General features: G+C 49.8%; 19 protein-coding genes and 11 tRNA genes. 16 read left to right on the top strand and 14 right to left on the bottom strand.

Going from position 1 to position 24,042, the window contains the following annotated elements:
• The first annotated feature begins 186 nt into the window (after positions 1-186).
• The 5 genes from phhA (at position 187) to maiA (ending at position 5,106) form a co-directional block, all read left to right on the top strand.
• Positions 187-984, top strand: coding sequence for a phenylalanine 4-monooxygenase (phhA, locus tag NY07_RS14475; protein WP_033540065.1), 798 nt, complete (start codon positions 187-189; stop codon positions 982-984).
• Positions 985-1,017: 33 nt separating this feature from the next.
• Positions 1,018-1,356: a 4a-hydroxytetrahydrobiopterin dehydratase gene (locus NY07_RS14470; RefSeq protein WP_011865235.1), complete on the top strand. Its 339-nt coding sequence runs from the start codon at positions 1,018-1,020 to the stop codon at positions 1,354-1,356.
• Between the two features lie 233 nt (positions 1,357-1,589).
• A complete protein-coding gene (gene tyrR / locus NY07_RS14465; RefSeq protein WP_033540064.1) occupies positions 1,590-3,134 on the top strand; it encodes a transcriptional regulator TyrR in 1,545 nt (514 codons plus the stop codon).
• 246 nt (positions 3,135-3,380) lie between these two features.
• Entirely contained in the window at positions 3,381-4,367 is a 987-nt protein-coding gene (locus NY07_RS14460; RefSeq protein WP_033540063.1) for a fumarylacetoacetate hydrolase family protein, read from the top strand.
• A gap of 94 nt (positions 4,368-4,461) precedes the next feature.
• A complete protein-coding gene (gene maiA / locus NY07_RS14455) occupies positions 4,462-5,106 on the top strand; it encodes a maleylacetoacetate isomerase (protein WP_033540062.1) in 645 nt (214 codons plus the stop codon).
• 29 nt (positions 5,107-5,135) lie between these two features.
• Here the strand turns inward: maiA and NY07_RS14450 are convergent, their stop codons facing one another.
• Positions 5,136-6,026, bottom strand: coding sequence for a LysR family transcriptional regulator (locus NY07_RS14450; protein ID WP_033540061.1), 891 nt, complete (start codon positions 6,024-6,026; stop codon positions 5,136-5,138).
• 166 nt (positions 6,027-6,192) lie between these two features.
• Between NY07_RS14450 and NY07_RS14445 the strand changes: the two genes are divergently transcribed.
• Complete coding sequence (locus tag NY07_RS14445; protein WP_033540060.1) at positions 6,193-7,410, top strand: MFS transporter; 1,218 nt, start codon at positions 6,193-6,195, stop codon at positions 7,408-7,410.
• 11 nt (positions 7,411-7,421) lie between these two features.
• Here the strand turns inward: NY07_RS14445 and NY07_RS14440 are convergent, their stop codons facing one another.
• The 12 genes from NY07_RS14440 to NY07_RS14385 form a co-directional block, all read right to left on the bottom strand.
• On the bottom strand, positions 7,422-8,789 hold the full coding sequence (locus NY07_RS14440) for a sigma-54-dependent transcriptional regulator (RefSeq protein ID WP_033540059.1): 1,368 nt from the start codon (positions 8,787-8,789) through the stop codon (positions 7,422-7,424).
• A 2-nt stretch (positions 8,790-8,791) separates the two neighbouring features.
• On the bottom strand, positions 8,792-10,615 hold the full coding sequence (locus NY07_RS14435; protein ID WP_081953844.1) for a sensor histidine kinase: 1,824 nt from the start codon (positions 10,613-10,615) through the stop codon (positions 8,792-8,794).
• An 82-nt stretch (positions 10,616-10,697) separates the two neighbouring features.
• Positions 10,698-12,095 carry a TRAP transporter large permease gene (locus NY07_RS14430; RefSeq protein ID WP_033540057.1) on the bottom strand — a complete coding sequence of 466 codons (1,398 nt, stop codon included), beginning with the start codon at positions 12,093-12,095 and terminating at the stop codon, positions 10,698-10,700.
• Positions 12,095-12,733 (bottom strand): TRAP transporter small permease, encoded by a 639-nt coding sequence (locus tag NY07_RS14425; RefSeq protein ID WP_033540056.1) that lies wholly within the window; start codon positions 12,731-12,733, stop codon positions 12,095-12,097. Before NY07_RS14425 ends, NY07_RS14430 begins: the two co-directional genes overlap by 1 nt.
• 87 nt (positions 12,734-12,820) lie before the next feature.
• Positions 12,821-13,786, bottom strand: coding sequence for a TRAP transporter substrate-binding protein (locus tag NY07_RS14420; protein ID WP_235363943.1), 966 nt, complete (start codon positions 13,784-13,786; stop codon positions 12,821-12,823).
• Positions 13,787-14,258: 472 nt separating this feature from the next.
• A complete protein-coding gene (locus NY07_RS14415) occupies positions 14,259-14,486 on the bottom strand; it encodes a hypothetical protein (RefSeq protein WP_033540054.1) in 228 nt (75 codons plus the stop codon).
• Between the two features lie 152 nt (positions 14,487-14,638).
• Positions 14,639-14,714 (bottom strand) — tRNA-Val (locus NY07_RS14410).
• A gap of 43 nt (positions 14,715-14,757) precedes the next feature.
• Positions 14,758-14,833, bottom strand: a tRNA-Val gene (locus NY07_RS14405).
• A gap of 38 nt (positions 14,834-14,871) precedes the next feature.
• Positions 14,872-14,947: transfer RNA gene (locus NY07_RS14400), tRNA-Val, on the bottom strand.
• Positions 14,948-14,987: 40 nt separating this feature from the next.
• Positions 14,988-15,063: transfer RNA gene (locus NY07_RS14395), tRNA-Val, on the bottom strand.
• 54 nt (positions 15,064-15,117) lie between these two features.
• Positions 15,118-15,193 (bottom strand) — tRNA-Val (locus NY07_RS14390).
• A 35-nt stretch (positions 15,194-15,228) separates the two neighbouring features.
• A tRNA-Val gene (locus tag NY07_RS14385) sits at positions 15,229-15,304 on the bottom strand.
• Positions 15,305-16,082: 778 nt separating this feature from the next.
• Between NY07_RS14385 and gltX the strand changes: the two genes are divergently transcribed.
• The 8 genes from gltX (at position 16,083) to NY07_RS14345 (ending at position 19,707) form a co-directional block, all read left to right on the top strand.
• Positions 16,083-17,492 carry a glutamate--tRNA ligase gene (gene gltX / locus NY07_RS14380; protein ID WP_033540053.1) on the top strand — a complete coding sequence of 470 codons (1,410 nt, stop codon included), beginning with the start codon at positions 16,083-16,085 and terminating at the stop codon, positions 17,490-17,492.
• Between the two features lie 103 nt (positions 17,493-17,595).
• Positions 17,596-17,671, top strand: a tRNA-Ala gene (locus tag NY07_RS14375).
• An 81-nt stretch (positions 17,672-17,752) separates the two neighbouring features.
• Positions 17,753-17,828, top strand: a tRNA-Glu gene (locus NY07_RS14370).
• A 109-nt stretch (positions 17,829-17,937) separates the two neighbouring features.
• Positions 17,938-18,013 (top strand) — tRNA-Glu (locus NY07_RS14365).
• Between the two features lie 108 nt (positions 18,014-18,121).
• Positions 18,122-18,197, top strand: a tRNA-Glu gene (locus tag NY07_RS14360).
• A 74-nt stretch (positions 18,198-18,271) separates the two neighbouring features.
• Positions 18,272-18,347, top strand: a tRNA-Ala gene (locus NY07_RS14355).
• A gap of 372 nt (positions 18,348-18,719) precedes the next feature.
• Positions 18,720-19,100, top strand: a complete 381-nt coding sequence (locus tag NY07_RS14350) for a GNAT family N-acetyltransferase (RefSeq protein WP_161783167.1) — start codon at positions 18,720-18,722, stop codon at positions 19,098-19,100.
• A gap of 106 nt (positions 19,101-19,206) precedes the next feature.
• Positions 19,207-19,707: a cytochrome P460 family protein gene (locus tag NY07_RS14345; RefSeq protein WP_033540051.1), complete on the top strand. Its 501-nt coding sequence runs from the start codon at positions 19,207-19,209 to the stop codon at positions 19,705-19,707.
• A 73-nt stretch (positions 19,708-19,780) separates the two neighbouring features.
• On the opposite strand, the gene NY07_RS14340 is transcribed toward NY07_RS14345, so the two are convergent.
• Complete coding sequence (locus tag NY07_RS14340; protein WP_033540050.1) at positions 19,781-21,610, bottom strand: ABC transporter ATP-binding protein; 1,830 nt, start codon at positions 21,608-21,610, stop codon at positions 19,781-19,783.
• A gap of 229 nt (positions 21,611-21,839) precedes the next feature.
• Between NY07_RS14340 and NY07_RS14335 the strand changes: the two genes are divergently transcribed.
• Together NY07_RS14335 and NY07_RS14330 are read left to right on the top strand one after the other, a co-directional pair.
• Positions 21,840-23,354, top strand: coding sequence for a DNA-3-methyladenine glycosylase 2 family protein (locus NY07_RS14335; protein WP_033540049.1), 1,515 nt, complete (start codon positions 21,840-21,842; stop codon positions 23,352-23,354).
• Positions 23,351-23,950, top strand: a complete 600-nt coding sequence (locus NY07_RS14330) for a methylated-DNA--[protein]-cysteine S-methyltransferase (protein ID WP_052125740.1) — start codon at positions 23,351-23,353, stop codon at positions 23,948-23,950. Before NY07_RS14335 ends, NY07_RS14330 begins: the two co-directional genes overlap by 4 nt.
• The last annotated feature ends 92 nt before the right edge of the window (positions 23,951-24,042 follow it).

The following is a 24,042-nucleotide window of genomic DNA, read 5'->3' as shown; positions in this document are numbered from 1 at the left end:
GTTACATTTGTTTGTTTTTTATCTGGTTGATTTTATTTGTTTCTGTAGGTTAGTTATCCATAAGTGTAAATTTTGGATTACACAATGAGCCCTGTGTGGTCAAAACTATAAAGTGTGATCCTGTTAACAAAACATGGCGTTTAGTCAAATATGGAGGCAGGAGCAGTCAATTGTGTAGTATTTATCATGAGTAAACAAACCGCTTATCAGGCGAGATTGCCTGATAGTCATGGGTTCATCGAATACCCTGACAACGAACATGAGATCTGGCAAGCACTGTATGACAGACAGAAGGGCAATTTGCCCCGCTATGCGTGTGATGCCTACCTGAAAGGGCTCGAGGATCTTGCCTTGGCTTCAGACAGGATCCCGCAGCTAGGCGAGATTGATGCTGTGCTACAACAGGCTACTGGTTGGAAGACCGCTGCCGTGCCGGCCTTGATCTCGTTCGAGAAATTTTTCCAGTTGTTGGCGAACCAGGAGTTTCCGGTCGCGACCTTTATTCGCAGCAAAGAGGAGTTCGACTATCTGCAGGAGCCGGATATCTTTCATGAGATATTTGGTCATTGCCCATTGTTGACCAACCCCTCTTTTGCCCGTTTCTCTCACGAATACGGTAAGTTGGGTCTGGCCGCCTCGAAAGAGGAACGCGTGTTTCTAGCGCGTCTGTATTGGTTTACCGTAGAGTTTGGCTTGATCCGTCAGGCAAACGATGAGTTAAAGATTTATGGTGGCGGCATTTTGAGCTCGCCGGGTGAGACACTGTATGCCATGAGCGATACCCCTGTGGTTAAGCCTTTCGATTTGATCGATATCTTGCGCACGCCGTATCGTATCGACATCATGCAGCCGATTTATTACACCATTGAATCAATCGATTATTTAGATGAAATCGTCAAAATGGATATCATGGGCGCCGTGACTAAGGCGCGTCAGCTTGGGCTACATGCCCCGCTGTTTGAGCCAAAATCTAAAGCCAGTTAAGCAAGCCAGTTAAGAAAACGAGAAGGAAGAAGTATGACTGAATTAGCCCAAATGAAGTGTGAAGCCTGCCAAGCCGATGCGCCTAAGGTGACCGATGCCGAGTTGGCCGAGCTGATCCGCATGATCCCAGATTGGGGCGTAGAAGTGCGTGACGGTATCATGCAGCTTGAGCGCGTCTATAAGTTTAAAAACTTTAAGCTGGCAATGGAATTTACCAATAAATTGGCAGACTTAGCGGAAGAGGAGTTTCATCATCCGGGGATCTTAACCGAATGGGGTAAGGTGACAGTGACCTGGTGGTCTCACTCGATTAAAGGGCTGCACCGTAATGATTTCATCATGGCTGCCAAGACAGACCAGTTATTAGACTAAGTAAAAACTAATATAAAATCAGCGTCATAGCCTAGCTATGGCGCTGTTTTTTTGGCAGCACCTATAATCTACTGTAAACAACTCTTGCCACAAATCTCATTACACTCTAACGTATAGGCGTTTTATCGGCATTTCTGCGTCGTGTGTCTCACCTGTTTTGACATGATGCGCAACCATGCTCGCGATAATCCCAAAAACCGTGAAGTAATAAATATAAAAAGGGACGAAAGGGTATGCGCTTAGAAGTAAGTTGCATCGACCGCGTGGGTCTAGCAAAAGATATTCTGGAGATCCTCGAAGGCTATGGTATTAACCTGATAGCTATCGATGCCAGTAACCAGGGATTTCTCTATCTGCAGTTTGCTGAAGTTAACTTTGATGTGCTCAGCGAGCTGTTACCTTTGATCAGAAAGGTGGAGGGGGTGCATGATGTGCGCACCGTCTCTTTCATGCCATCGGAGCAGGAACATTATGCGCTTAAGACGCTGCTAAAAACCCTGCCAGATTCTGTGTTTTCCATCGACGTCAAGGGACGCATTCGTATCGTTAACGAATCGGCGTTGATGACGGTCAATATGGGCGAACATGAAGTCCTCGATGAACCGCTTAACCACTGGGTGCAAGGGTTTAATTTCAATCGTTGGCTCAGTGAACCTTTGGTGCTGGCGCAGGCAACTCGAGTCAATATTGGTCAGAGCGAGTACCTGGCTGAAATGCTGCCTATCTATCTACCCGATGAAAATGATAAGAGCATTTTGGCCGGCGCCGTGGTGTCGCTCAAGTCTCCCGCAAGAGTCGGTAAGCAATTTAATGCCCTACAGAATCAGACTACTGGTTTTGAAAATGTGTTGGCGGTCAGCGATAAGATGAAAGAGGTGTTGGTTCAGGCCAGACGTATGGCCCAGCTCGACGCACCTTTGCTGATTACGGGCGAAACCGGCACAGGCAAGGAGTTGATGGCCCGAGCCTGTCACGATGCCAGCATGCGCCGCGAGCATCCCTTTATAGCGATTAACTGCGCCGCTATGCCAGATAGCGCCGCCGAAGAGGAACTCTTTGGTTACGTCAGTGGTGGCGAAGTGGTGAAGCGTGGCTTCTTCGAAGAGGCCAAGGGCGGTACTGTCTTTTTAGATGAGATAGCCGAGATGTCTAAGGCGGCGCAGGTTAAATTGCTGCGTCTGCTACAGGATGGCACCTTCCGCCGTGTGGGCGGCGATGTGGAGGTGCGCTCGGATGTGCGCATCATCTGCTCGACCCAGAAAAACCTGGCGGAGCTGTGTCAAAGCGGTGAATTCCGTGAAGATCTTTACTATCGAATCCATGTGCTGAGTTTCCATATGCCGTCACTCAGAGAGCGAAAGGTGGATATCATCCCTCTGACCGAGATGTTCCTCGAGCACTACAGTCAGCAGCTTTCCATACCTATCCGTCGTATCTCGGCTCCGTGCCGTGAACACCTCTTGGGTTATGCCTGGCCGGGTAACGTGCGTCAGCTGAAAAATGCCATCTTCCGTGCGGTATCTATGTGGGATGGCTCGGCGGAATTGACGGTGGATCAACTTAAACTCCCTTCTTATGCCGAGGGTTTTGGCTACTTCGATCATCAGTTTGAGGGCAGCCTAGATCAGGCGATGAAACAGTTTGAGGCAAGCCTGCTTAGACGCCTCTATCCTGCGTATCCGAGTACACGTCAGTTGGCCAAGAAGCTTGGGGTGTCACATACTGCCATCGCCAACAAACTGAGAGAGTATAAGATCAACAAGCAAAAAGGGATGTAAAACCTTATTGCCAGTGAGTTGCTGCTTTTTCCGGCAGAGCTAAAGTGAAAACCCCATAGTGTTGGGGTTTTTACTTGCTGTAATTAAATGTTTACATATTGAGTGAGTGATAGGCTTAATGTGATTTGTGTCACGCTATTCCTATCTCGGCGCGCATAGGGTATTTCTATGCCAAATTGATTGCACCAGACCATTGACCTGTGTGTTTGTCTGGTCTGGCAGAATAAGATTTCGATAGGAGTGGGTATGAAGTTAGCAAGTTATAACAACGGCCGTCGTGACGGTCAGCTGATGCTTGTGAGTAAGGATTTAACCAAGGCCGTTGCGGTTCCGGCTATCGCGCACACCATGCAGCAATTGCTGGATGCCTGGGATCTGCTTCAGCCGCAACTGCAAGAGCTTTATGAGGCGCTTAACCAAGGTGTGCTTGAGAACACCGTCGATTTTGACGAAAACAAGTGCTTGTCACCTTTGCCGCGTGCCTATCAGTGGGCCGACGGCAGTGCCTATGTAAACCATGTTGAATTGGTACGTAAGGCGCGTGGCGCCGAGATGCCTGAAACTTTCTGGACAGACCCTTTGGTTTATCAAGGTGGTTCGGACTGTTTTATCGCTCCTAAGGCGGATATCGAGCTGGCCAGCGAAGAGTGGGGCATAGATTTCGAATCTGAAGTTGCAGTGATCACCGATGACGTGCCTATGGGCATAGACGCTGATTCAGCTGAGAAGCATATCAAGCTGTTGATGCTGGTGAACGACGTGTCGCTGCGTAACCTGATCCCAGCTGAATTGGCCAAGGGGTTCGGTTTCTTCCAGTCTAAGCCTTCAAGCAGCTTCTCACCTGTCGCTGTCACCCCGGATGAGCTGGGTGATAAGTGGCGTGAGTCTAAGGTGCATCTGCCATTGATCACTCATCTGAACAACGAGTTGTTCGGTAAGCCAAACTGTGGCATCGATATGACCTTTAACTTTAGCCAGTTGATTGCCCATTTCACTAAGACTCGTCCATTGGGCGCCGGTGCTATCATAGGTTCAGGTACTATCTCTAACTATGATCGCAGCGCTGGCTCTAGCTGTCTGGCGGAGACTCGTATGCTAGAGACCATCAGCGACGGTAAGCCATCGACTTCATTTATGCGTTTTGGCGATCGCGTGCGTATCGAGATGCTGGATGAAAACGAGCAATCAATCTTTGGTGCTATCGACCAGCAGGTGGTTGAGTACAAAGGTTAATACTCAGATTTATTGAGACTTCGGGGCGGCTAAGGTTGCCCCGTTTTTGTAACTGCCGCCGGGCAATGGGTGGAAAGAGAAAAGGAGCTATGTGATGAAATTATTGGGTTATTGGCGCTCAAGCGCCGCATACCGGGTTCGCATCGCATTCAATTTAAAAGGGCTGGATGCCACGCTCGAATCAGTGCATCTGGTTAAAGAGGGTGGCGAGCAGCACTTGCCTAAGTATGCAGCGCTTAATCCCCAGGAGTTGGTGCCAACATTTATCGAAGGTGACAACGAATTTGTTCTGTCTCAGTCACTGGCGATCATCGAATATCTCGACGAGCAGTATGGTGGAACCTTGATGTTGCCAAAGGAGCCCAAGGCGAGAGCCGAGGTGCGCGCCATGGCCCTTTCAATCGCCTGTGAGGTGCATCCGCTGAATAACCTCAAGGTGCTGCAGTATCTGACGAATACCCTAGGTCTCGATGAAGAGGCTAAGAACGCCTGGTACCACCACTGGATCCATCAGGGCTTTAGCGCGTTTGAAAAGCAGCTGGAAAAGCACGCCGGTAGCTATTGCTATGGCGATGAGGTCACGCTGGCGGATCTTTGCCTGATCCCTCAGGTCTATAACGCCAATCGCTTCAAGGTCGATTTGACGCCATATCCGAATATTCGCCGTATCTGGGACAATTGTCATCAGCTCGAAGCCTTTCAATTGGCGGCGCCCGAGCGTCAGGCCGATGCCAGTTAGATTAGCCTAATGATGCCGTTAGCGGCTCGCTAGGGGTTATTCATTAAGAACTCGACGAACGCCCTGTCGGCCAGACCTATGGGGCGTTCTCTATTCCAGGCGATGTGCAGATCAAGGTGTACGGCCGGAGAGAAGGGGATGGCGCGGATAGGATCTCTTGCCTCGATCACCATCTCCAGCACACTGGTGATGGCAAAGCCCTGAGCGACCACCTGTTTGATGAGATTGATCAGGTTAGTTTCAAACGCGATATCGGCTTCAAGACCCAAGGCTTTGGCTTGTGACAGCATCCACTCCCGGTGAAAATAGCCCGGCTTAAACATCACCAGTTCCTGCTCAAAAAACTGCTCTAGCGTAATGGCTGCATGCTCGGCCAGCGGATGCTCTTCACCCACGGCTACCACCATCTGCTCTCTGAGCAGCAGATGGCTGTCGAAATTAGGCTGTAAGTCTTGCCCTGTGATGATGGCGATATCGACCTCTTCATTTTGCAACATCCGCAAGCTGTCGCGGGTACCGCCTTCAAACAGTGATAGCTTGAGATCCGGATATCTGTGCCGAAAGGCCATCAGGCGCGAGGGCAAGTAGTAGGAGCCTAGCATGCCTGGCACTGCGATACGTACCTCGCCTTTGGTCAGGTTGGCCATAGATTTAATATGGGCCTCAGCCTGTTTGACCTGCTTGAGGATCAGCCTGGCGTGTTGTACCAGGGCCTCGCCCTCGGCGGTAAGGGTGAGACGACTGCCATCTTGACCACGATAGTGTTTGTTGCGATTGATCAGCGTGACCCCAAGCGTCTGCTCAAGGCGCTTTATTCCCTGGCTCAGGGCTGGCTGGGCAATGTTGAGCTGCTTGGCCGCTAGGGTAAAGCTGCCTTTGGTGGCTAGCGCCTCGAACTGCCTAAGCTGTTTGATATCCATCGTGAATCACCAGAGCTAATGCCTTGTTGTTTAAAGGCTCGTTTTAATGGGCTGATCTTCAAATTATCTATAACATCATGTTATCGACATCATAGTTATAATCTATTTTTGTTATGTTAGCGCCGGTGTTAGCCTGTGTCTATCGACTCCTTTGAACTCGCAGAAAATGACAGCCAGCCGTGCACTACAACTTCGTTTGATCTGGGGCCTCTCTTTGGCCTCCGTGGTGATCTACATCAACCTGTATATGGTGCAGGGGATGTTGCCGCTGATCGCGAGCAGTTTTAGTGTGTCACCGGCGCACGCCACCCTGTTGTTGTCGGTCACCAGTTTTTCCATGGCCTTTTCGCTGCTCTTTTATGCGACCCTGTCGGACAAGCTGGGACGGCGCAAGCCCTTGCTATGGAGCCTGGCTTTGCTGGTGGTGGCAGATTTTATGTTGATCTGGGTGCAGGACTTTTCAGCGCTGGTGGCGGTGCGTTTATTTCAAGGGGTGTTATTGGCGGCGGTGCCTGCCATCGCCATGGCGTATTTTAAGGATCTGCTCGATACCAGTGTGCTGCTCAAGGCGGGGGCCATCTACATAGGCGCCAACAGCCTTGGAGGGATTGCCGGGCGCCTGCTCGGCGGTTTGATGACAGAGTATTTAAACTGGGTAGAGGCCATGGGCTTGGTGACTGTGTTAACCCTGGCTGGTGTAATGGGTGTGCTGGCATTACTGCCGCGGCTCGACCGAGTGCGGATCCGTCGCCGTCAACACAAGAGTCGCTTCGGCCTTGCCGATCTGAAGGGCTTTGGCTTGCACCTTGGTGACAGTACCTTAGTGAAACTCTATCTGTTAGGCGCGCTCGCCTTTATGGTGATGGTCAATCAGTTTAGCTATATTCAGCTGCACCTGATGCAGGCGCCATTTTATTGGGGCAAGTTTCAGGTCACACTGATCTTCCTGTGTTACCTGAGTGGCACCTATGCCTCATTTCGCTCGGCGAAATGGGTGACACGCTTAGGGCGTCAACCACTATTTGTACTCTCGGCGGTGATGATGTGTGTCGGCAGCCTGATCACCCTAGGCGATACCAGCAGCGCCATCATCATAGGTTTCCTGCTGTCGAGTTTTGGCTTCTTTACCTTTCATAGCGTCTGTAATGCCTGGGTGGCCCAACGTGCTCAGCAGCACAGGGCGAAAGCCACGGCGCTCTACTTGTGTAGCTACTATTTAGGTGCGGCGCTCGGCGGGCCATTCCTGTTGCCGTTTTGGCAGCATTGGGGCTGGAGCGGTGTGGTGGCTGGCAGCCTGACATTGCTAAGTGGTGTGATTCTCATCGTGGCGATGCTAAAGCGCACCCACAGACCACGCTCGCCACTGCTTGATGCGGCGAGCTAATGGATGAAGGGTTAGCTTAGAAAGGTCTTTCGGCTGAGACCGAATTTTTGCATCTTGTCATAAAGCGTTTTGCGCGGCAGTTCGAGCTGCTCCATGGTGAGCTTGATGCTGCCCTTGTTGTTACTCAGCGCTTCTTCAATCAATAATCGCTCAAAAAACTCTACCCGCTGCTGTAGTGACATATTGGCATTGAGCTGATTGCTTTGACCCAGTGAGGTGGCAAAGGCCGCTTCTGGGCCGAGTAACACATAGCGCTCGGCCAGGTTACGCAGTTCGCGTACATTACCGGGCCAGTCGTGGGAGACCAGCTGAGCCGTGTATTCCGCAGTGAGGGGGATCAGCGCCTTGTGGTAGCGCGCCGAGGCAATGCGGGCAAAGTGCAGAAACAGTAATCCGATATCCTCACGTCGCTCCCTAAGGGCCGGGATTGGCACTGTCACCAGGTTAAGACGGTAAAGAAGATCTTGGCGAAACTCACCGGTATCGCACAAGGTTTTCAGGTCAACCTTAGTCGCAGCTATGATGCGAATATCCAAATCTATGCTTTTGTTGGAGCCGAGGCGCTCCACCTTCCTGTCTTCCAATACCCTCAACAGCTTGACCTGCAAGGACAAGGGGGTGCTCTCAATCTCATCGAGAAACAGTGTGCCGCCGTTGGCATACTCGAACTTGCCGATGCGGGTCTTATCGGCGCCGGTAAAAGCGCCTGATTCGGCGCCAAACAGCTCGCTTTCGATGATGGTTTCAGGAATAGCGCCGCAGTTGATGGCAACAAAGTTGGCCTCACTGCGAGGACTGTGATCGTGCAGGTAGCGGGCAACCAGCTCTTTGCCTGTGCCTGTTTCACCCTCAATCAATACATCGGCGGGCATGTCGATCACCTGATGTATGATGTGGCGCATCTGCTTGATCCCCGGACTATGGCCTAAGATACGCGGTCCAGGGGTGCTTTGGGATTCAAGCTCCCGCTTCAGGCTGCGGTTTTCCAGCGTCAGCGCGCGTTTTTCCAAAGCGCGCTTGGCAATATCCAGCATATGCTCGTTGTTAAAAGGTTTCTCAATAAAATCATAGGCACCTTGTTTGAGCGCCTGTACCGCCATGGCGATGTCACCGTGACCCGTGAGCAAGATGATAGGGATATCTTTGTCTTGGGAAAGCAGGGTGCGCATCAAGGCGAGGCCGTCGGTATCGGGCATGTTCACATCTGAGATCACTATGCCGGGCCAGTTATCTGGCAGTCCCTGACCAATCTGCTTGGCGTCGGTTAAGGAGAGGGCGCGGTAGGATTCTAATTCAAACAGCTGTACCAGGGCCGAGCCTATCAAGGGCTCGTCGTCGACGATAAGGATATCGTATTGATTAAAAATTTGATTTTGCATGGCTAACCCGCTGCATGTATTGGAAGCGTGATATTAAAGATGGCGCCACCTTCGGCGCGATTCGCCACGCTGATTTTGCCTTGCATCGCCTCGACGATTCGCCTGGAGATAGAGAGGCCCAGGCCCAAACCCTGACGAGAGCTGGTGTAATAGGGGTCGAAAATTTTCTGCATCTGACTTTCATCTATGCCTGTGCCGGTATCTTCAATGGTGATCTCGACGCGGTCATTGAGGTTAACGCTGATGATTAACTGTTTTGGGCTGCTGGCGCGCATGGCCACCATGGCGTTGCTCATCAGATTAATCAATACCTGTTGTAAGCGGATGGGGTCGCCCCAGATCAGCGTCTCACAGTCAGTGTTTTTGAGCACAAGATTAATGCCTTGTTTATCGACTTCGGGCTGAACTATGGTCAGGGCATCTTTAATGCACTGAGCCACGCTGACCGCCTTATCGTTACCCTTACTCTTGCGGGTAAAGCTCTTAAATTGCGATACGATCGCGGCTAGGCGATCGGTCAGCTCTATGATGGTCATGATATTGCTAGAAACATCGTCCCACTTAGCGCGGGACAACAGCGTCTGGGTGTTTTGTGCGTAGCTGCGAATAGCTGCCAGCGGCTGGTTGATCTCATGGTTGATACTGGCCGAGAGACTACCGATAACCGTTAACTTAGCGGCCTGGATCAGCTCATCCTGCGTCTCTTTTAACTCTTGATGACTGGTTTCCAACGCTTGAGTGCGCTCTTTGACTCTCTGCTCAAGTTGTTCGTGCGCCTGTTGCATGCGGCGGATATTTTTGCGCCTTTCAATAGCAAACAGCAGTGCCAGGGCGCATAACAGGTAGAGGGCGCCGTAAAGCAAGAGTAGTGGCGGCAGTGATTGATAGATGGGGGCCATAGGGGAAAGTATATGGACCCGCCAGCCAGCATCATTCATCATGGCGGCGTTATCCATATACTCTTTGCCATGCTTATCGCCGCCAATTTGATAGATTTGATAATCTTCCGCCAATGATGCGGTAAAGGGGGGTTCTATCTCTAGCGGATTAATGTCGCGGTTGGCGTAGCGCCGTGATGCGGTAATGTGCTGTTTGAGTTGGCGGGTCACAGGCACCAGAGAAGTGAGGCGCCACTTGGGTTGACTAGAGAGGAAAATAATATTGTCGGGATCGCTGATGGCAAACTCATAGTTGCTACCTCTGGCCATGCCAGTACTTTGTTGTTCGATCTCCGTGACATCAACCTTGACGACGATAGCGCCGACAACCTTGGCATCGCCCTGATTCGGGGCAATCGGATAGCCCTGGTTGTAGATAGGGTAGGAGAAGTAGTAACCACGCTTGTTGGAGCTGGTTCCTACGGCGAAATAACGCCCCATTTTTCCGTTCATTGCGTCTTTGAAATAGGGGCGAAAGCCAAAGTTTTTGCCGATAAAGGAGTAGCTCTGTTGCCAGTTGCTGGCAGCGATAGCATCGCCATTGATATTGACCAGATAGATATCCAGTGCCTCTGTAATGCTTTGGATCTCCTCCAAATAGAGGTTGAGTGGCGTGATGGTTTCTGGATCGTCTTGTTGTGCCAAAGCGTTAGCCAGCAAGGGATTGGTTGATAGCACTTGAGGAATGCTCTCATAGCGACTAAGAGAGCCTGAGAGAAAGCTCAGTAGCTCTTTCATTTGCGCATTAGATTGTTGCCGCGTCATCTCATAGCCGTGTTCTAGATGAAACCAATAGGCGGCGCGTAGGGTAAAGGCGAGGCCTAGCAAGATAATTAAGCCGATGCCGAGGTATTTTTTTCTTGTTATCGTTATTGACATAAAAGGCATGTCCAATTGAAAAGCGAGCCTGAAATAGTGGGAGCTTGTTCCCGTTTCAGACTCGCCCAATTGTTAAACAAAATCAAGTATTTTAATAACCGTTTAACTTATCTATATATTCCGGTAGAAACAGTGAGATCTGCGGGATATAGGTGATCAGTGCCAGGAAGAAGAGCAGCAACACTAGCCAAGGGATACAGGATTGAATCACCCAACCCATACTGCGCCCAGTGATCCCTGCGGTCACAAATAGGTTGAGCCCCACCGGAGGCGTCAACATACCTATCTCCATGTTCACCACCATGATAATACCCAGATGGATAGGATCTATGCCGAGTTGAGTTGCGATAGGGAACAAAATGGGCGCCATGATCAGCAAGATGGCCGATGGCTCCATAAAGTTACCCGCCGCCAGCAGCAGCAAGTTGACTATGATGAGGAAGCCCCAAACCGGTAGTCCCATACCCACTATGGTTTCTGCGATGATATGAGGGATCCGCTCTGTGGTTAACACATGGGCAAATAGCATGGCGTTGGCGATGATAAATAGCAACATGATGCTGACTTTCGCACCGTCACGTACCACATGGCGGATCTCTTTGTCTGTTGGGGTTTTAATAACAGCCAACAGCATAAAGGCGAGGTTGCGTGCTGTGGCCCTAAACAGAGGTTCATCGCTGTTACGCCAGCTGACGTTTTTCAGCGGCCCGATATCTCGATAGCCAAACACGGCAATAAAATAGGCGTACACACAGGCGACCGCTGCCGCTTCTGTGGGGCTAGCGATACCGCCATAGATGGAACCCAGAACGATGACAATAAGCGCAAGACCACCCATTGCTTTAGCGCTTGAAATAGCCAAGGGACGCACGCCAGGGAAGGGGCGAGAGGGTAGGTTTTTAATGCGTGCCACGATATAGATAGCGAGCATTAACAATAGCCCCATCATCAGGCCTGGGATAAGGCCTGCCATAAACATGCGCGCTGCTGAAACTTCGGTAGCGGCCGCATAAACCAGCATCACGATAGAGGGGGGGATTAAGATCCCTAAGGTGCCCGAGGTGGTGATCACCCCTGCGGCAAATTTTTCCGGATATCCGGCTCTTACCATGCCGACAATTACGATGGAGCCGATAGCGGCCACAGTTGCTGGCGATGAACCAGAGACAGCAGCAAACAGCATACAGGCCATTACTGAGGCCATCGCCAAGCCGCCACGGATATGGCCGACACTGTCCATGGCAAATTCGATGATACGCCTTGCGACGCCACCGGTGGAGAGAAACGCTGAGGAAAGAATAAAGAAGGGGATCGCCAGCAGGGTATAGTGCTCTGAGGTGGACTCATAGAGTTTTAAGGCGACCGAGGCCAGCGAATCATCGGAGAACAGTAAGATGGTCAACATGCTGGAAAAACCCAGCGCAATGGCGATCGGCATGCCAAGGAGCATACAGACAAACAGGCTGATAAACAGGGTTGCTATAGTCATTATTTTTTGTCTCCCGGCTGCTCGTTGTCGGCCTGAGCCTCTTGATCGATCAGGTGCATGCTCTCCTTAGCTTCATCGGCAAAGACAAAACCATCTGTCTTGTTGGTGATGATGGCGAAACCCAGCTGTAGAAAGCGCCAAGTGAGTAACGCAAAGCCAAGTAGCAAAATACTCTGGGAGATCCACAAAGGCACGGCCGGTTCTTCCACGTCGATACGCAGGTATTCCCAGGCAGCGTCAGGGTCGAGGCCGCTGACTAAGAAATGGGGCAGGTCGATATCTTCCATCGGTACGCCAATTTGGTACATCTTGGCCAGATAATCCCAGCTACCCACCAGAAACATGCCGCAGTAGGCCAGACAGATAGCGACGGCCAAGGTGGCGGTATATTTACGCCCAGCTCTAGGGAGTTTCCTGACGAAAGCATCCACGCCAATATGAGCACCAACTCTCACACCGTAAGACATGCCAAAGAGAACGAACCAGCCGCAGATGGTAAGGGTGAGCTCCTGGATCCATAAGAAGCCTGTGTTGAAGAAGAAGCGGGCGATGACCTCTGCAAAGACCAGTAGGGTCATCGAAGTGATCAAGGTGTTGAGCACTAACTCTTCGATATGGGAAAAAAACCGAGATATCATCTCAAGAACTCCTTAAATAGGAATGAGGCCGAATGCCATTGGAAACGGCCTCAATATCTTCCTATTAAGTTAGGGGGTTAGCGCTTATTATTGGTTTGATGCAACAGCTGCATCGATAAGATCTTTACCAATCTTATCTTCGAACTGCGCCCATACAGGTTTCATGGCGTCGACCCATGCGGCGCGCTGTTCTGGTGTCAGATAGGTGATCTCTGAGCGCTTAGAGTCGATGATGGCTTGTTTGTCCTTGTTCACCTTAGCTGCGGCGATATCATTACCATAAGCAATCGCTTCATCCAGTGACGCTTTAATGACTTTACGCTTGTCTGCCGGGAGTGACTTCCAGAAGGTGTTTGAGGTGACTACCATGTAGTCCAGTACGCCGTGATTACTTTCAGTGATATTACTTTGTACTTCAAAAAACTTCTTAGAGTAGATGTTTGACCAGGTATTTTCCTGACCATCGATGGCACGGGTTTGCAGTAGGGTAAAGACTTCAGAAAAAGGCTTCTTCACTGGAATGGCATCGACAGCCTGGAACTGCGCCGCCAAGACATCAGATGCCATGATGCGGAACTTCTTACCTTCGGCATCTTTTGGCAACACTAGCGGGCTACTGGCTGAAAATTGCTTCATGCCGTTATGTAGATAGCCTAAGCCAACAACCCCTTTGCGTTTCATTGAGTTCAGCAGTTGCTGACCAGCTTCACTTTGTTGAAAGCGGTTGACGGCATCCATGTCTTTAAACAGGAAAGGAAGGTCGAATATCTGTAATTTCTTGGTGTAGCGTTCGAACTTCGACAGTGACGGTGCCACGAACTGCACATCGTTTAGCAGTAGTGCTGAAAGTTCGTTGTTATCACCAAATAGCTGTGAGTTAGGGAACACATTGACCTGATACTCGCCAGGTAAACGCTCTTCGACTAACTCTTTAAATTTTAGAGCCATTTGGCCTTTAGGCGTGTTTTCGGCGACCACATGTGAAAACTTAATTTCGGTTGGCGCCGCCCAGCTGTTGAGGCTGGCCCCCAATAGTGCGGCAATTGAGGTCATCTTGACGATCTGTTTGATAAAGGTACAGGTGTTGAGTTTGGTCATTTTGTTATCCCTTTTATTGTTAATCCTTCAGTGCCTTAGGGCGACTGCCGGTTCGCGAATTGATTAACTCATAGGAATTATAGGCAAGGACCAGGCCAAAGATGTTTAAATAATGTAAATCAAACTATATCAGCATGTTGCAAAACTCTTGGTGGGCGGCAATCGCCAGAGATGGGGAGGATGTCGCCCATTCGTCTTAGCCTGATGGGTGGAAAACCACCCATTTTAACAAGGTGAAGTTTGACCGCTATCTCATTGGTATGCTGATTTGTGGGTGGGGCGATGTTGTGTTTTGAGGTGATTGTGACGCGGGTCGCTAGCTGGCACGCAAAGCGTGATCACTGGATTTTGGGTGAGTGTTCTATTGAAAGCGGCGGGAAGCAAAAGTTGTTGGTGTAAGCGGATATTTTTCTCTGTGTTTTGCAAATTATTTGGCGGGATTAATGCGTTTGAGTATCGCCTCACTTGGCAGTAATTCGAGATGCCCCTGGGCGTCGAAGTACCAACCTGTGATAAAGCCCTTTTGCCTCATTGAAATAAGGTTTTGCATCACCTCTTTGGCTTCGATCATAGCTTGCTGCTCATCACAATCATGGGTGAGCTTGAGGTATGCGGCAATGCTTGCGAGCGACGCAGATTGAGTGACATCGGCCATAGTCAACCACCTTAAATCATACTGAGTTTGAGCAAAGTCTTAATGAAGAATAGTTGAGGCTAAGGGAATCGCAATAGCGCATCTAAGCTGCAAAGGCTTGTTGCTAGGTTGTTTGATTATAAATAGGGGGATTAAGCGATGAAGAAGAAATATGGTGGTCGATACTGGGCTCGAACCAGTGACCCCCTCCTTGTAAGGGAGGTGCTCTCCCAGCTGAGCTAATCGACCTGGGATACTGACTGTGATTTTTCTTAGCCATACCTTGAAGATATGGTGGTCGATACTGGGCTCGAACCAGTGACCCCCTCCTTGTAAGGGAGGTGCTCTCCCAGCTGAGCTAATCGACCTGGGATAAATACAGTAGTCTTACAAATTGTGATAACAATGGTGGTCGATACTGGGCTCGAACCAGTGACCCCCTCCTTGTAAGGGAGGTGCTCTCCCAGCTGAGCTAATCGACCTGGGACATTATTATATTCGATACTCTCTCATTAAATGAGATGGTGGTCGATACTGGGCTCGAACCAGTGACCCCCTCCTTGTAAGGGAGGTGCTCTCCCAGCTGAGCTAATCGACCTGGGAATATCTCACAACGTTAATTTGAAGTATTTATTTTAGTATTACCAAAATATGGTGGTCGATACTGGGCTCGAACCAGTGACCCCCTCCTTGTAAGGGAGGTGCTCTCCCAGCTGAGCTAATCGACCTGGGATACTTCAAATTGTTACAGCCATACAGTGTATGGTGGTCGATACTGGGCTCGAACCAGTGACCCCCTCCTTGTAAGGGAGGTGCTCTCCCAGCTGAGCTAATCGACCTCGCTGTGTGGGGCCGTATTATAGGGGGGAACGATCTACTGTCAACGCTTTTTTCGAGAAAATAATGAGTCCGGTTCAAATTTGTTCGGATTGACTTAATGTTAAACAAATCAGGATTATTTACTATCACCGTCTGACTAAAGCCTGCACAGAGGCGGGGATGCTGAGCGCAGCAATAGATGGTTTACCTGTTTGGCTTTAGGCTAATCGTTAGCCTTGGTGGTTAGCTTGTTGAACAAAAGAAAAGGCTAGGGGAGGTGTTCGTGCTATGTAGCAAGTATAAGCAGGCAGTTATCATTCACTTAGCTTGTGGTTTGGGCGTCGCCGAATCGTCATGTTTCTGCAATTGAAAAGCTGAGCGTTCGAGGATGCCTCTTTATTGGTTGAGAATAACGATTAGTTTAGAATAACGATTGGTTGAGATGAATGAGCGCTCTAGCGTGGCTCTTTATAATAGTAAGCAGAGGCGGTACGCTGATTTGGCTTTAGCTTGCCTTGATGAGCTACCTATTTTGTGTAACTGCTTGGGGACACCGTATCTTGGTGGTTCTCTTTTATGAACGCTGTGCTTATCCCATATGCTCTTAGCCAATAAAAGCGGCACTATGATTTACAGTTCGTTTAAACCCCAGTGATAGGGGATCAACTTTTTATGCCTAGTGAGTCCAGGCTGCGGGCTAGCTATTTTCTCTTATCCCATTTGGCTGTTAGAATAGCCCCCACATTTAAATAGCTCAGTCTATATTTAGACGATTCGATAACAGGTTACTGTCCCATTATGACGATTAAGACGCGCTTTGCTCCAAGTCCTACCGGTTTTCTTCATGTAGGTGGTGCTCGTACGGCACTTTATTCATGGCTATATGCCCGCGCTAACCAAGGCGAATTTGTTTTACGTATCGAAGACACGGATCTCGAACGTTCAACCCCTGAGGCCTGTGCGGCAATTTTAGAAGGTATGGAGTGGTTGGGACTGAACTGGGATGAGGGTCCTTACTACCAGACCAAACGATTCGATCGTTACAACGAGATCATCGCGCAGATGTTAGAGCAGGGCACAGCTTATAAGTGTTACTGCAGCCGTGAGCGTATCGAAGCGATGCGTGAAGAGCAGGCGGCTAAAGGAGAACAGCAAAAGTATGATGGCTGTTGTCGTGATAAAGCGCCGCGTGATACCGATGAGCCTTTTGTGGTGCGTTTTAAAAACCCAACAGAAGGTAGTGTGGTTTTTGATGATCACGTGCGTGGGCGTATCGAGATCTCAAACGACTTACTCGATGACTTAATCATTGCCCGTACCGATGGCACGCCGACATATAACTTCTGTGTTGTGGTCGATGACTGGGATATGGGCATCACCTGTGTGGTACGTGGTGAAGATCATATCAACAATACGCCGCGTCAAATTAATATTCTTAAGGCGTTAAACGCCCCAGTACCAGAATACGCTCATGTAGCGATGATTTTGGGTGACGATGGCGCCAAATTGTCTAAGCGTCATGGTGCTGTAGGCGTTATGCAATATCGTGATGACGGTTACCTGCCTGAAGCGCTGCTTAACTACTTGGTGCGTCTAGGTTGGTCACACGGCGATCAAGAAGTCTTCTCTATTGAAGAGATGAAGCAGCTATTTAAGCTCGATGATATCAATAAGGCGGCATCTGCCTTTAATACCGAAAAACTGATCTGGTTGAATCAGCACTATATGAAGGAGCTGGCACCTGAGTACGTAGCCAAGCATCTCGAGTGGCATATGCAAGATCAAAATATCGATACTTCAAACGGCCCAGCTTTGGCTGAAGTGGTTTCTGCACTGGCCGAGCGCGCCAAGACATTAAAAGAGTTGGCAGCCTCTAGCCGCTACTTCTATGAAGATTTTAATGATTTCGATGAAACCGCGGCTAAGAAGCATCTGCGTGGCGTTGCATTAGAGCCGCTGCAGTTATTACAGAAGAAGTTTGCTGAGCTAAACGAATGGACTGTTGAAGCTATTCATCAAGCGATCGAAGCGACTGCTGAAGAGTTAGAAGTTGGCATGGGTAAGGTAGGTATGCCACTGCGTGTCGCCGTGACGGGTGCCGGTATGTCGCCTGCTGTAGATTTAACCGCATTTTTGGTTGGAAAGGCTCGTTGTGAGCAAAGAATCTCCAAAGCGATTGAATTTGTAGCAAATAGAATAAATTCCTAAAAAACGAGTTGACACTTTTGGGTGTGCTGCATAGAATGCGCCTCGCAGTTGAGACACAGCCGGCAGATGCTCGCGGTGCACTCAAAGGTGACAAGTTAGGTAAGGGGCCTTAGCTCAGCTGGGAGAGCGCAACACTGGCAGTGTTGAGGTCAGCGGTTCGATCCCGCTAGGCTCCACCATCTAATTTGAAAAGCGTTGAAGCAATAGCCTACTAGCTTTAACGAGTATTCACTCGGTACAGAGTATAAGGTACCAACAGTGTCCCATTCGTCTAGAGGCCTAGGACACCGCCCTTTCACGGCGGTAACAGGGGTTCGAATCCCCTATGGGATACCACTTTTTTTGAGTGGTTGACTGAATAAGTTGACGATTCGATAGCGTTGAAGCAATAGCCTACTAGCTTCAATGAGTATTCACTCGGTACAGAGTATAAGGTACCAACAGTGTCCCATTCGTCTAGAGGCCTAGGACACCGCCCTTTCACGGCGGTAACAGGGGTTCGAATCCCCTATGGGATACCACTTTCTTGAGTGGTTGACTATTAAGTTGACGATTCGATAGCATTGAAGCTTAGCCTACAGGTTTCAATGAGTATTCACTCGCTTACGGAGTCTAAACGTAAGGACGGCGTCCCATTCGTCTAGAGGCCTAGGACACCGCCCTTTCACGGCGGTAACAGGGGTTCGAATCCCCTATGGGATACCACTTCTTATTTTAAGAATTTTTGAAATAAGACATTGTGTTTATTCAGGTTTTACTGTATAGTCACAACCAGTTTCGGGGCCTTAGCTCAGCTGGGAGAGCGCAACACTGGCAGTGTTGAGGTCAGCGGTTCGATCCCGCTAGGCTCCACCAAATAAGCGTTTAGTTACGCGGAAAAAACCACCCAATAGGGTGGTTTTTTTTCATCTGTCATTTCTCTTATCGTTCCTTAGATCTACACAGCTGCAATGGCACGAATTTGATTGGCACCCTGATGCCTCAAAATGAGGCCATCAAATACTTACAGAGTAGGGGCCTATCCAATTGCTTGTGTTTTGCCTATTTTCGCCAAACTAATCTGCTTTCGCCGAGCGGGGGATTATGTGCCACACTTCAGGAAAATCGTTAACCTGATGAATTAGGGCAATTATGTTGATGTTCATATCTAGAGATCTCGATGTTTTCCAATCAGAATTCGACCTGTCTGAGGTTTCAAGTGAACTAGCACGAGACTTTGAGAATTTAGTGTTAGCTGATATCACACAGTGCAAGATTAATGATGTTGAGTATCTTCGTTGGGTCATGGTTGCGGTCGAAGATGAGAGTCCTATTGGTTATTGTTATTTCAGGCACCATATCAAAAAATCAGTCACTTACATCGGTCAAATTTATGTTGATAAAGAAGCAAGGGGAAAGGCCATTGCACGTAAGCTATTGAATATGAGTCTTGATTTTAGTTTTAGCCTTTTACCGAACCAAGTTGAGATCCACTTTACGACAAAGGAGCTTAACGCAAGTAAGTTAGTTGATTTGTTCTTTTATCGTGCGATGAAACAGAAGCGAAATGATAAATTTTTTGATATCAAAGCTACGGCCTTTTCATCCAAGCTTGAACTCATTACATAATTCCTTTCTTACATTACCTTCGGCAAAGCTTTCCTATTGAGACTACACTGACACACTAATAGTTAAGCCGATGATTTGTGCTTTTCGCAACAGAGTGAGTCAGACAATGAAGACAATTCTTTTAATACTGTTATCAGCCGTTTCATTATTTTCATCAAATGGTTATGCAGCTGACAAAACGCCTTTACCTTCCCATGGCATTGACTATCCACAAGGTTGGCAGACCTGGTCAAGCATCGCCGTGTCCCATAGAACCGACAATAATACGGTAAGGGCTATTCTGGGCAATGACGTGGCTATCAAGGCGGCTCGTAGCGGTGAACATTCTCCCTGGCCTGACGGTGCCATTCTGGCCAAGGTGGTGTGGAAAGCGGGTGAATTAGCTCACTGGCCTAAGGCGATAGGGCCTAAAGACTTTGTCCATGCCGAGTTTATGTTCAAGGACTCGGTTAAGTATGCCGACACCTATGGCTGGGGATGGGCGCGTTGGGTTGGCGCCGAGCAGACGCCATTTGAGGGAGGGATGCAGGTGTGTGTCAGTTGTCATACCCCAGTGAAAGACAATGACTGGGTATTCACCGAGCCGGGATGGTTCCCGACAAACTAGCTCAATAGGTTAGGGCGGGTAGCAATGCCTAAGGATCAGGTCCTTAGGCATCCAGTTTGAGACAGTGAAGAACCTAGTCTACCCCCAGGAAGCCACCGGTTTGATGGGCCCAAAGCTGGGCGTAAATCCCACCTTGTTTTATCAGCTCCTGGTGAGTGCCTTGCTCGACGATTTTGCCTTGATCTAACACGATCAACCTATCCATGGCGGCAATGGTCGATAGACGGTGGGCAATAGCAATCACCGTTTTACCTTCCATCAGCTGATAGAGACTCTCCTGAATCGCGGCCTCAATCTCGGAGTCGAGCGCGGAGGTGGCTTCATCTAAGAGTAAAATCGGAGCGTTTTTCAGTAGCACTCTGGCGATGGCAATGCGTTGACGCTGCCCGCCAGAAAGTTTTACACCGCGCTCACCGACTTGGGCATCCAAGCCATGGTTGCCCTCCGGATCGCTCAGGCTCTGAATAAAATCATAGGCTTGAGCTTGTTTGATGGCATTTTCCAGGTCTTCCTCTGTGGCGTCAGGTCTTCCATAACGTATGTTGTCGCGGATCGAACGATGCAACAAAGAGGTGTCTTGGGTCACCATGCCGATGTTTGCTCGCAGCGAGTCCTGATTTACCTCTCGGATATTTTGCCCATCTATGGTGATACAACCTTGCTCGACATCGTGAAAACGCATGAGCAGGTTCACCAGAGTCGATTTACCCGCGCCGGAGCGACCCACCAGACCCACTTTTTCACCGGGTTTGATCTTAAGGTTGAGATCTTCTATTACGCCACTGGCTTCGCCATAGTGAAAACTCACCTGTTCGAAGGCGATTTCGCCTTGAGAGACGGTAAGTTGGGCGGCATTTTCTTTATCTTGCACGCTGGTCGGACGCGATAGAGTATTCATGCCATCGGCAACCGTGCCGATGTTTTCGAACAGTGAGCTGATCTCCCACATGATCCATTGAGACATACCGTTGAGTCTGAGCGACAAGCTCACTGCTACGGCGATGGCCCCTATTGTGATGGCGCTGTCACGCCACAGCCAGATGGAGACGGCGGCGACGGTAAAGGCAAGTAAGTAGTTAATGACCTGCACGCTGACGTTGATACCTGTGACCAGGCGCATCTGCCGATACACGGTATCGAGGAAGCCCGTCATGCTGTCTTTGGCATATTGGGCTTCTTTTTGGGTGTGTGAAAACAGTTTCACTGTGGCGATATTGGTGTAGCTGTCGACGATACGCCCTGTCATGGTGGAGCGGGCATCGGCCTGCTCGGTGGAGACCTTTTTCAGCTTGGGTAGGAAATAAAATTGCAGGCCGACATAGAGGGCCAACCAAGCCAGCATAGGTAGCATCAGACGCAGATCGGCATCTGCGATGATCACCAGCATAGAAAGAAAGTAAACTAAGATATAAACCAATACATCTAATAGCTTAGTTACTGTCTCCCGCACTGCTAGCGAAGTTTGCATCACCTTAGTGGCGATACGCCCGGCAAAATCGTTTTGGTAAAAAGAGATGCTCTGTTTGAGCAGATAACGGTGGGCAAGCCAGCGGATCGACATGGGATAGTTGCCCAGCAGACCTTGGTAGACCACCAGAGCATGTAACAGCACCAGAGACGGGATAACCACCAGAACCAATACCGACATCAATAACAACTTGTCACCCTGTTCGGCAAACAGCGTCTCTGGACTGTGGTTAGCCAGCAGATCCACCAGATCACCCATAAAGGCAAATAGTGACACTTCGAGTATCGCCAGAAGGGCGGTGAGTATCGACATCAAGGCCAATGGTAATTCGAAGCCGCGAGTGTAGTGACGGCAAAACTTATAGATGCCGCGCGGTGGCTGTACTGCCTCATCATCTGGTAGAGCAGAAACCCATGATTCAAAACGCTTAAACATTTAAGTCCTTATAAAGTTGAGGGTTATCATCAGACTTGATATGCCTCAATCATATAGTAGCTGCGGGTTGAGTGCGACGTATTGTTACTTAACCGGGCAAGTTAGTATGAGTGCCGTTTTCCGCTAGTATCTGAACTTCTCCTCCATTAGAGTAAGTCTATTCCTATTTAAATGAGCCTAACTCAGTGACATTGCAATGTGATTTTAAGCGATCTTTAGGGTACTCCTTATGTTAGCCAAGTCAGGCCAGGGCGTGATACATGATCCCGTCAAAGCGGAGCAATACCGAATTGCTCGTTTGTCCCGAGATGCCAGATTCGATGGGCTTTTCTTTGTCGGTGTCTTTTCCACCGGGATCTATTGTCGACCTATCTGTCCGGCTGTGCCCGCCAAAGAGGCTAATGTCAGGTATTTCGCTGATGCAATCTCGGCGGCGCAGGCTGGGCTAAGACCCTGCTTACGTTGCCGACCCGACAGTGCCCCCGGTTCCAACCCTTGGCTTGGTACGCAGACGAGTCTTAATCGCGCGCTCAATTTGATTAATGCCGGAGTATTAGCTGGGCCGCAGGCGATCTCAATGAGCGCACTGGCCGAGCGTTTAGGCATAGGCGAGCGTTATCTACGCCAGCTGTTTCAGCAATCCTTAGGAACCTCTCCCAAACAATATGCCCTCTATCAGCAGCTGATGTTTGCCAAACAGTTGCTGCATCAGACTCAGATGCCGATCACTCAGGTCGCTTTTGCCGCTGGGTTTAATAGTGTCAGACGTTTTAATGAGATCTTTCGAGAGCAGCTGCAATTGACTCCGAGCGAGATCCGCAAAACTGGAGCAAAGGCGCCGTCGGCTAAACAGGGGCTGACCTTAAAATTTGCCTATCGGCCACCCTATGACTGGGCGCATCTCAGGGATTTCTACACTCAGAGAATGGTTCCCGAGATGGAATGGATTGATGAGCAGAGCTATGGGCGCAGCTTTACACTGAATGGTGTTAGGGGTCATTTCACCGCTAAACACAGTGAAGAGGAGGCCTGCTTTTATGTGGACATTCATCTGGCAAGGGCGGAAGATCTCAGGGAGTTAAAAGGGATCGTCAGCCATATTCGTCGCCTATTAGATCTCGACGCGGATCCTCTCACCATAGGCGATAGACTGAGCGGCTTGGGGGCTGCCTTGCCCAAGGTGCAAGCCGGAATGCGTATTCCCGGTGTCTGGTCACCCTTTGAGGCAGCGTGCCGAGCCATATTGGGTCAACAGGTGAGCGTCACCCAGGCGGTTAAGCTGTTGGGACAACTGGTGGCCGACTATGGCGAGACGGTAACCTTGGGTGAGCGCACACTGCGCCTGTTTCCGCAGCCAGAGCAACTAACTGGTGCCAGCCTGGAAGGGCTGAAGATGCCGGGAGTGCGAAAAGAGGCGATTCGGGCGCTGGCGACATTTGTGGCTAAAGCCCCCGAGGCGGATATCGAGTCCTGGCTGCAGATAAAAGGCATTGGCCCCTGGACATTGGATTATGTGCGCCTGCGAGGGTTGAGCCTGCCTGATGTGCTGCTTAGCAGCGATCTCGTGGTCAAACAGCAGCTTTTGCTGAACTTGCCTGGGTCATGGCCGAGGCAAGCGTGTGAAGACCCTAAGGCGGTGAAAAAACAAGCTCAGAAATATTATCAAGAGCTGAGTCATCAATTAGCACAAGAGGTTGCGCCCTGGGGCAGCTATCTCACCCTGCAACTATGGAATCAACAATGAGTGCACATAACCCACAACTTGAATACACGCCCCTAAGCCGCGACTTTGGTCTTGCTGGCGATCAGGCTTTAGCGCAAAAAGTGCTCGATACGCCTCTTGGCCGCTTGAGTCTGGCTGCCAATCAGTTTGGTCTGTCACACCTAAGCTTTCTGCCTGGCGAAGACGACGGCTTTGTCGCTCGCCCCGTCAGTCTTATCACGGCTAGCGAGCAGGAACAGGCCAGGGCCGAGGCGCATCTTAAGCAGGCAGAGGAGGAGTTGGTAGCCTATTTTGCTGGTCAACTGAAAGCCTTTAGCGTAGCGCTGGCGCCTGTGGGAACGGCTTTTCAGCATCAGGTGTGGCAAGCTTTGTTGACTCACCCCTTTGGCCAAGCCGCCAGTTATAGCGACATCGCCAATGCCATAGACAATCCCAAAGCGGTGCGTGCCGTAGGCAGTGCTAATGGTGCCAATCGTATCGCCATCATCATTCCTTGCCATCGTATTATCGGTAAAGGTGGCGCCTTAACCGGCTATGCCTATGGGCTGACGATCAAGCAAAAACTGCTGACGCTAGAGGCCAATATCGCAAGCCTTGAGTCAGATCTTGGCCGCTAGCGCCTGGTTGGCTGATGTGACCAAGGTGATATCGCAAATATAATCTGATAAAGATGATGCGCTAAAGATTAGGTGTTGTGGACCAATCTTAG

The organism is Shewanella sp. ECSMB14101, from assembly GCF_000773485.1.
GTDB classification, from domain to species: Bacteria; Pseudomonadota; Gammaproteobacteria; order Enterobacterales; family Shewanellaceae; genus Shewanella; species Shewanella marisflavi.
This window is presented reverse-complemented; position numbering and strand designations above follow the sequence as displayed.

Excerpts from the sequence above, each read along its gene's own strand:
- NY07_RS14420 (WP_235363943.1), bottom strand. The coding sequence starts at position 13,786 with ATGACCTCAATTGCCGCACTATTGGGGGCCAGCCTCAACAGCTGGGCG.
- NY07_RS14460 (WP_033540063.1), top strand. The coding sequence starts at position 3,381 with ATGAAGTTAGCAAGTTATAACAACGGCCGTCGTGACGGTCAGCTGATG.
- NY07_RS14450 (WP_033540061.1), bottom strand. The coding sequence starts at position 6,026 with ATGGATATCAAACAGCTTAGGCAGTTCGAGGCGCTAGCCACCAAAGGC.
- NY07_RS14345 (WP_033540051.1), top strand. The coding sequence starts at position 19,207 with ATGAAGACAATTCTTTTAATACTGTTATCAGCCGTTTCATTATTTTCA.
- gltX (WP_033540053.1), top strand. The coding sequence starts at position 16,083 with ATGACGATTAAGACGCGCTTTGCTCCAAGTCCTACCGGTTTTCTTCAT.
- NY07_RS14415 (WP_033540054.1), bottom strand. The coding sequence starts at position 14,486 with ATGGCCGATGTCACTCAATCTGCGTCGCTCGCAAGCATTGCCGCATAC.
- NY07_RS14470 (WP_011865235.1), top strand. The coding sequence starts at position 1,018 with ATGACTGAATTAGCCCAAATGAAGTGTGAAGCCTGCCAAGCCGATGCG.
- NY07_RS14340 (WP_033540050.1), bottom strand. The coding sequence starts at position 21,610 with ATGTTTAAGCGTTTTGAATCATGGGTTTCTGCTCTACCAGATGATGAG.
- maiA (WP_033540062.1), top strand. The coding sequence starts at position 4,462 with ATGAAATTATTGGGTTATTGGCGCTCAAGCGCCGCATACCGGGTTCGC.
- phhA (WP_033540065.1), top strand. The coding sequence starts at position 187 with ATGAGTAAACAAACCGCTTATCAGGCGAGATTGCCTGATAGTCATGGG.
- NY07_RS14440 (WP_033540059.1), bottom strand. The coding sequence starts at position 8,789 with ATGCAAAATCAAATTTTTAATCAATACGATATCCTTATCGTCGACGAC.
- NY07_RS14425 (WP_033540056.1), bottom strand. The coding sequence starts at position 12,733 with ATGATATCTCGGTTTTTTTCCCATATCGAAGAGTTAGTGCTCAACACC.
- NY07_RS14330 (WP_052125740.1), top strand. The coding sequence starts at position 23,351 with ATGAGTGCACATAACCCACAACTTGAATACACGCCCCTAAGCCGCGAC.
- NY07_RS14445 (WP_033540060.1), top strand. The coding sequence starts at position 6,193 with ATGACAGCCAGCCGTGCACTACAACTTCGTTTGATCTGGGGCCTCTCT.
- tyrR (WP_033540064.1), top strand. The coding sequence starts at position 1,590 with ATGCGCTTAGAAGTAAGTTGCATCGACCGCGTGGGTCTAGCAAAAGAT.
- NY07_RS14335 (WP_033540049.1), top strand. The coding sequence starts at position 21,840 with ATGTTAGCCAAGTCAGGCCAGGGCGTGATACATGATCCCGTCAAAGCG.
- NY07_RS14435 (WP_081953844.1), bottom strand. The coding sequence starts at position 10,615 with ATGCCTTTTATGTCAATAACGATAACAAGAAAAAAATACCTCGGCATC.
- NY07_RS14430 (WP_033540057.1), bottom strand. The coding sequence starts at position 12,095 with ATGACTATAGCAACCCTGTTTATCAGCCTGTTTGTCTGTATGCTCCTT.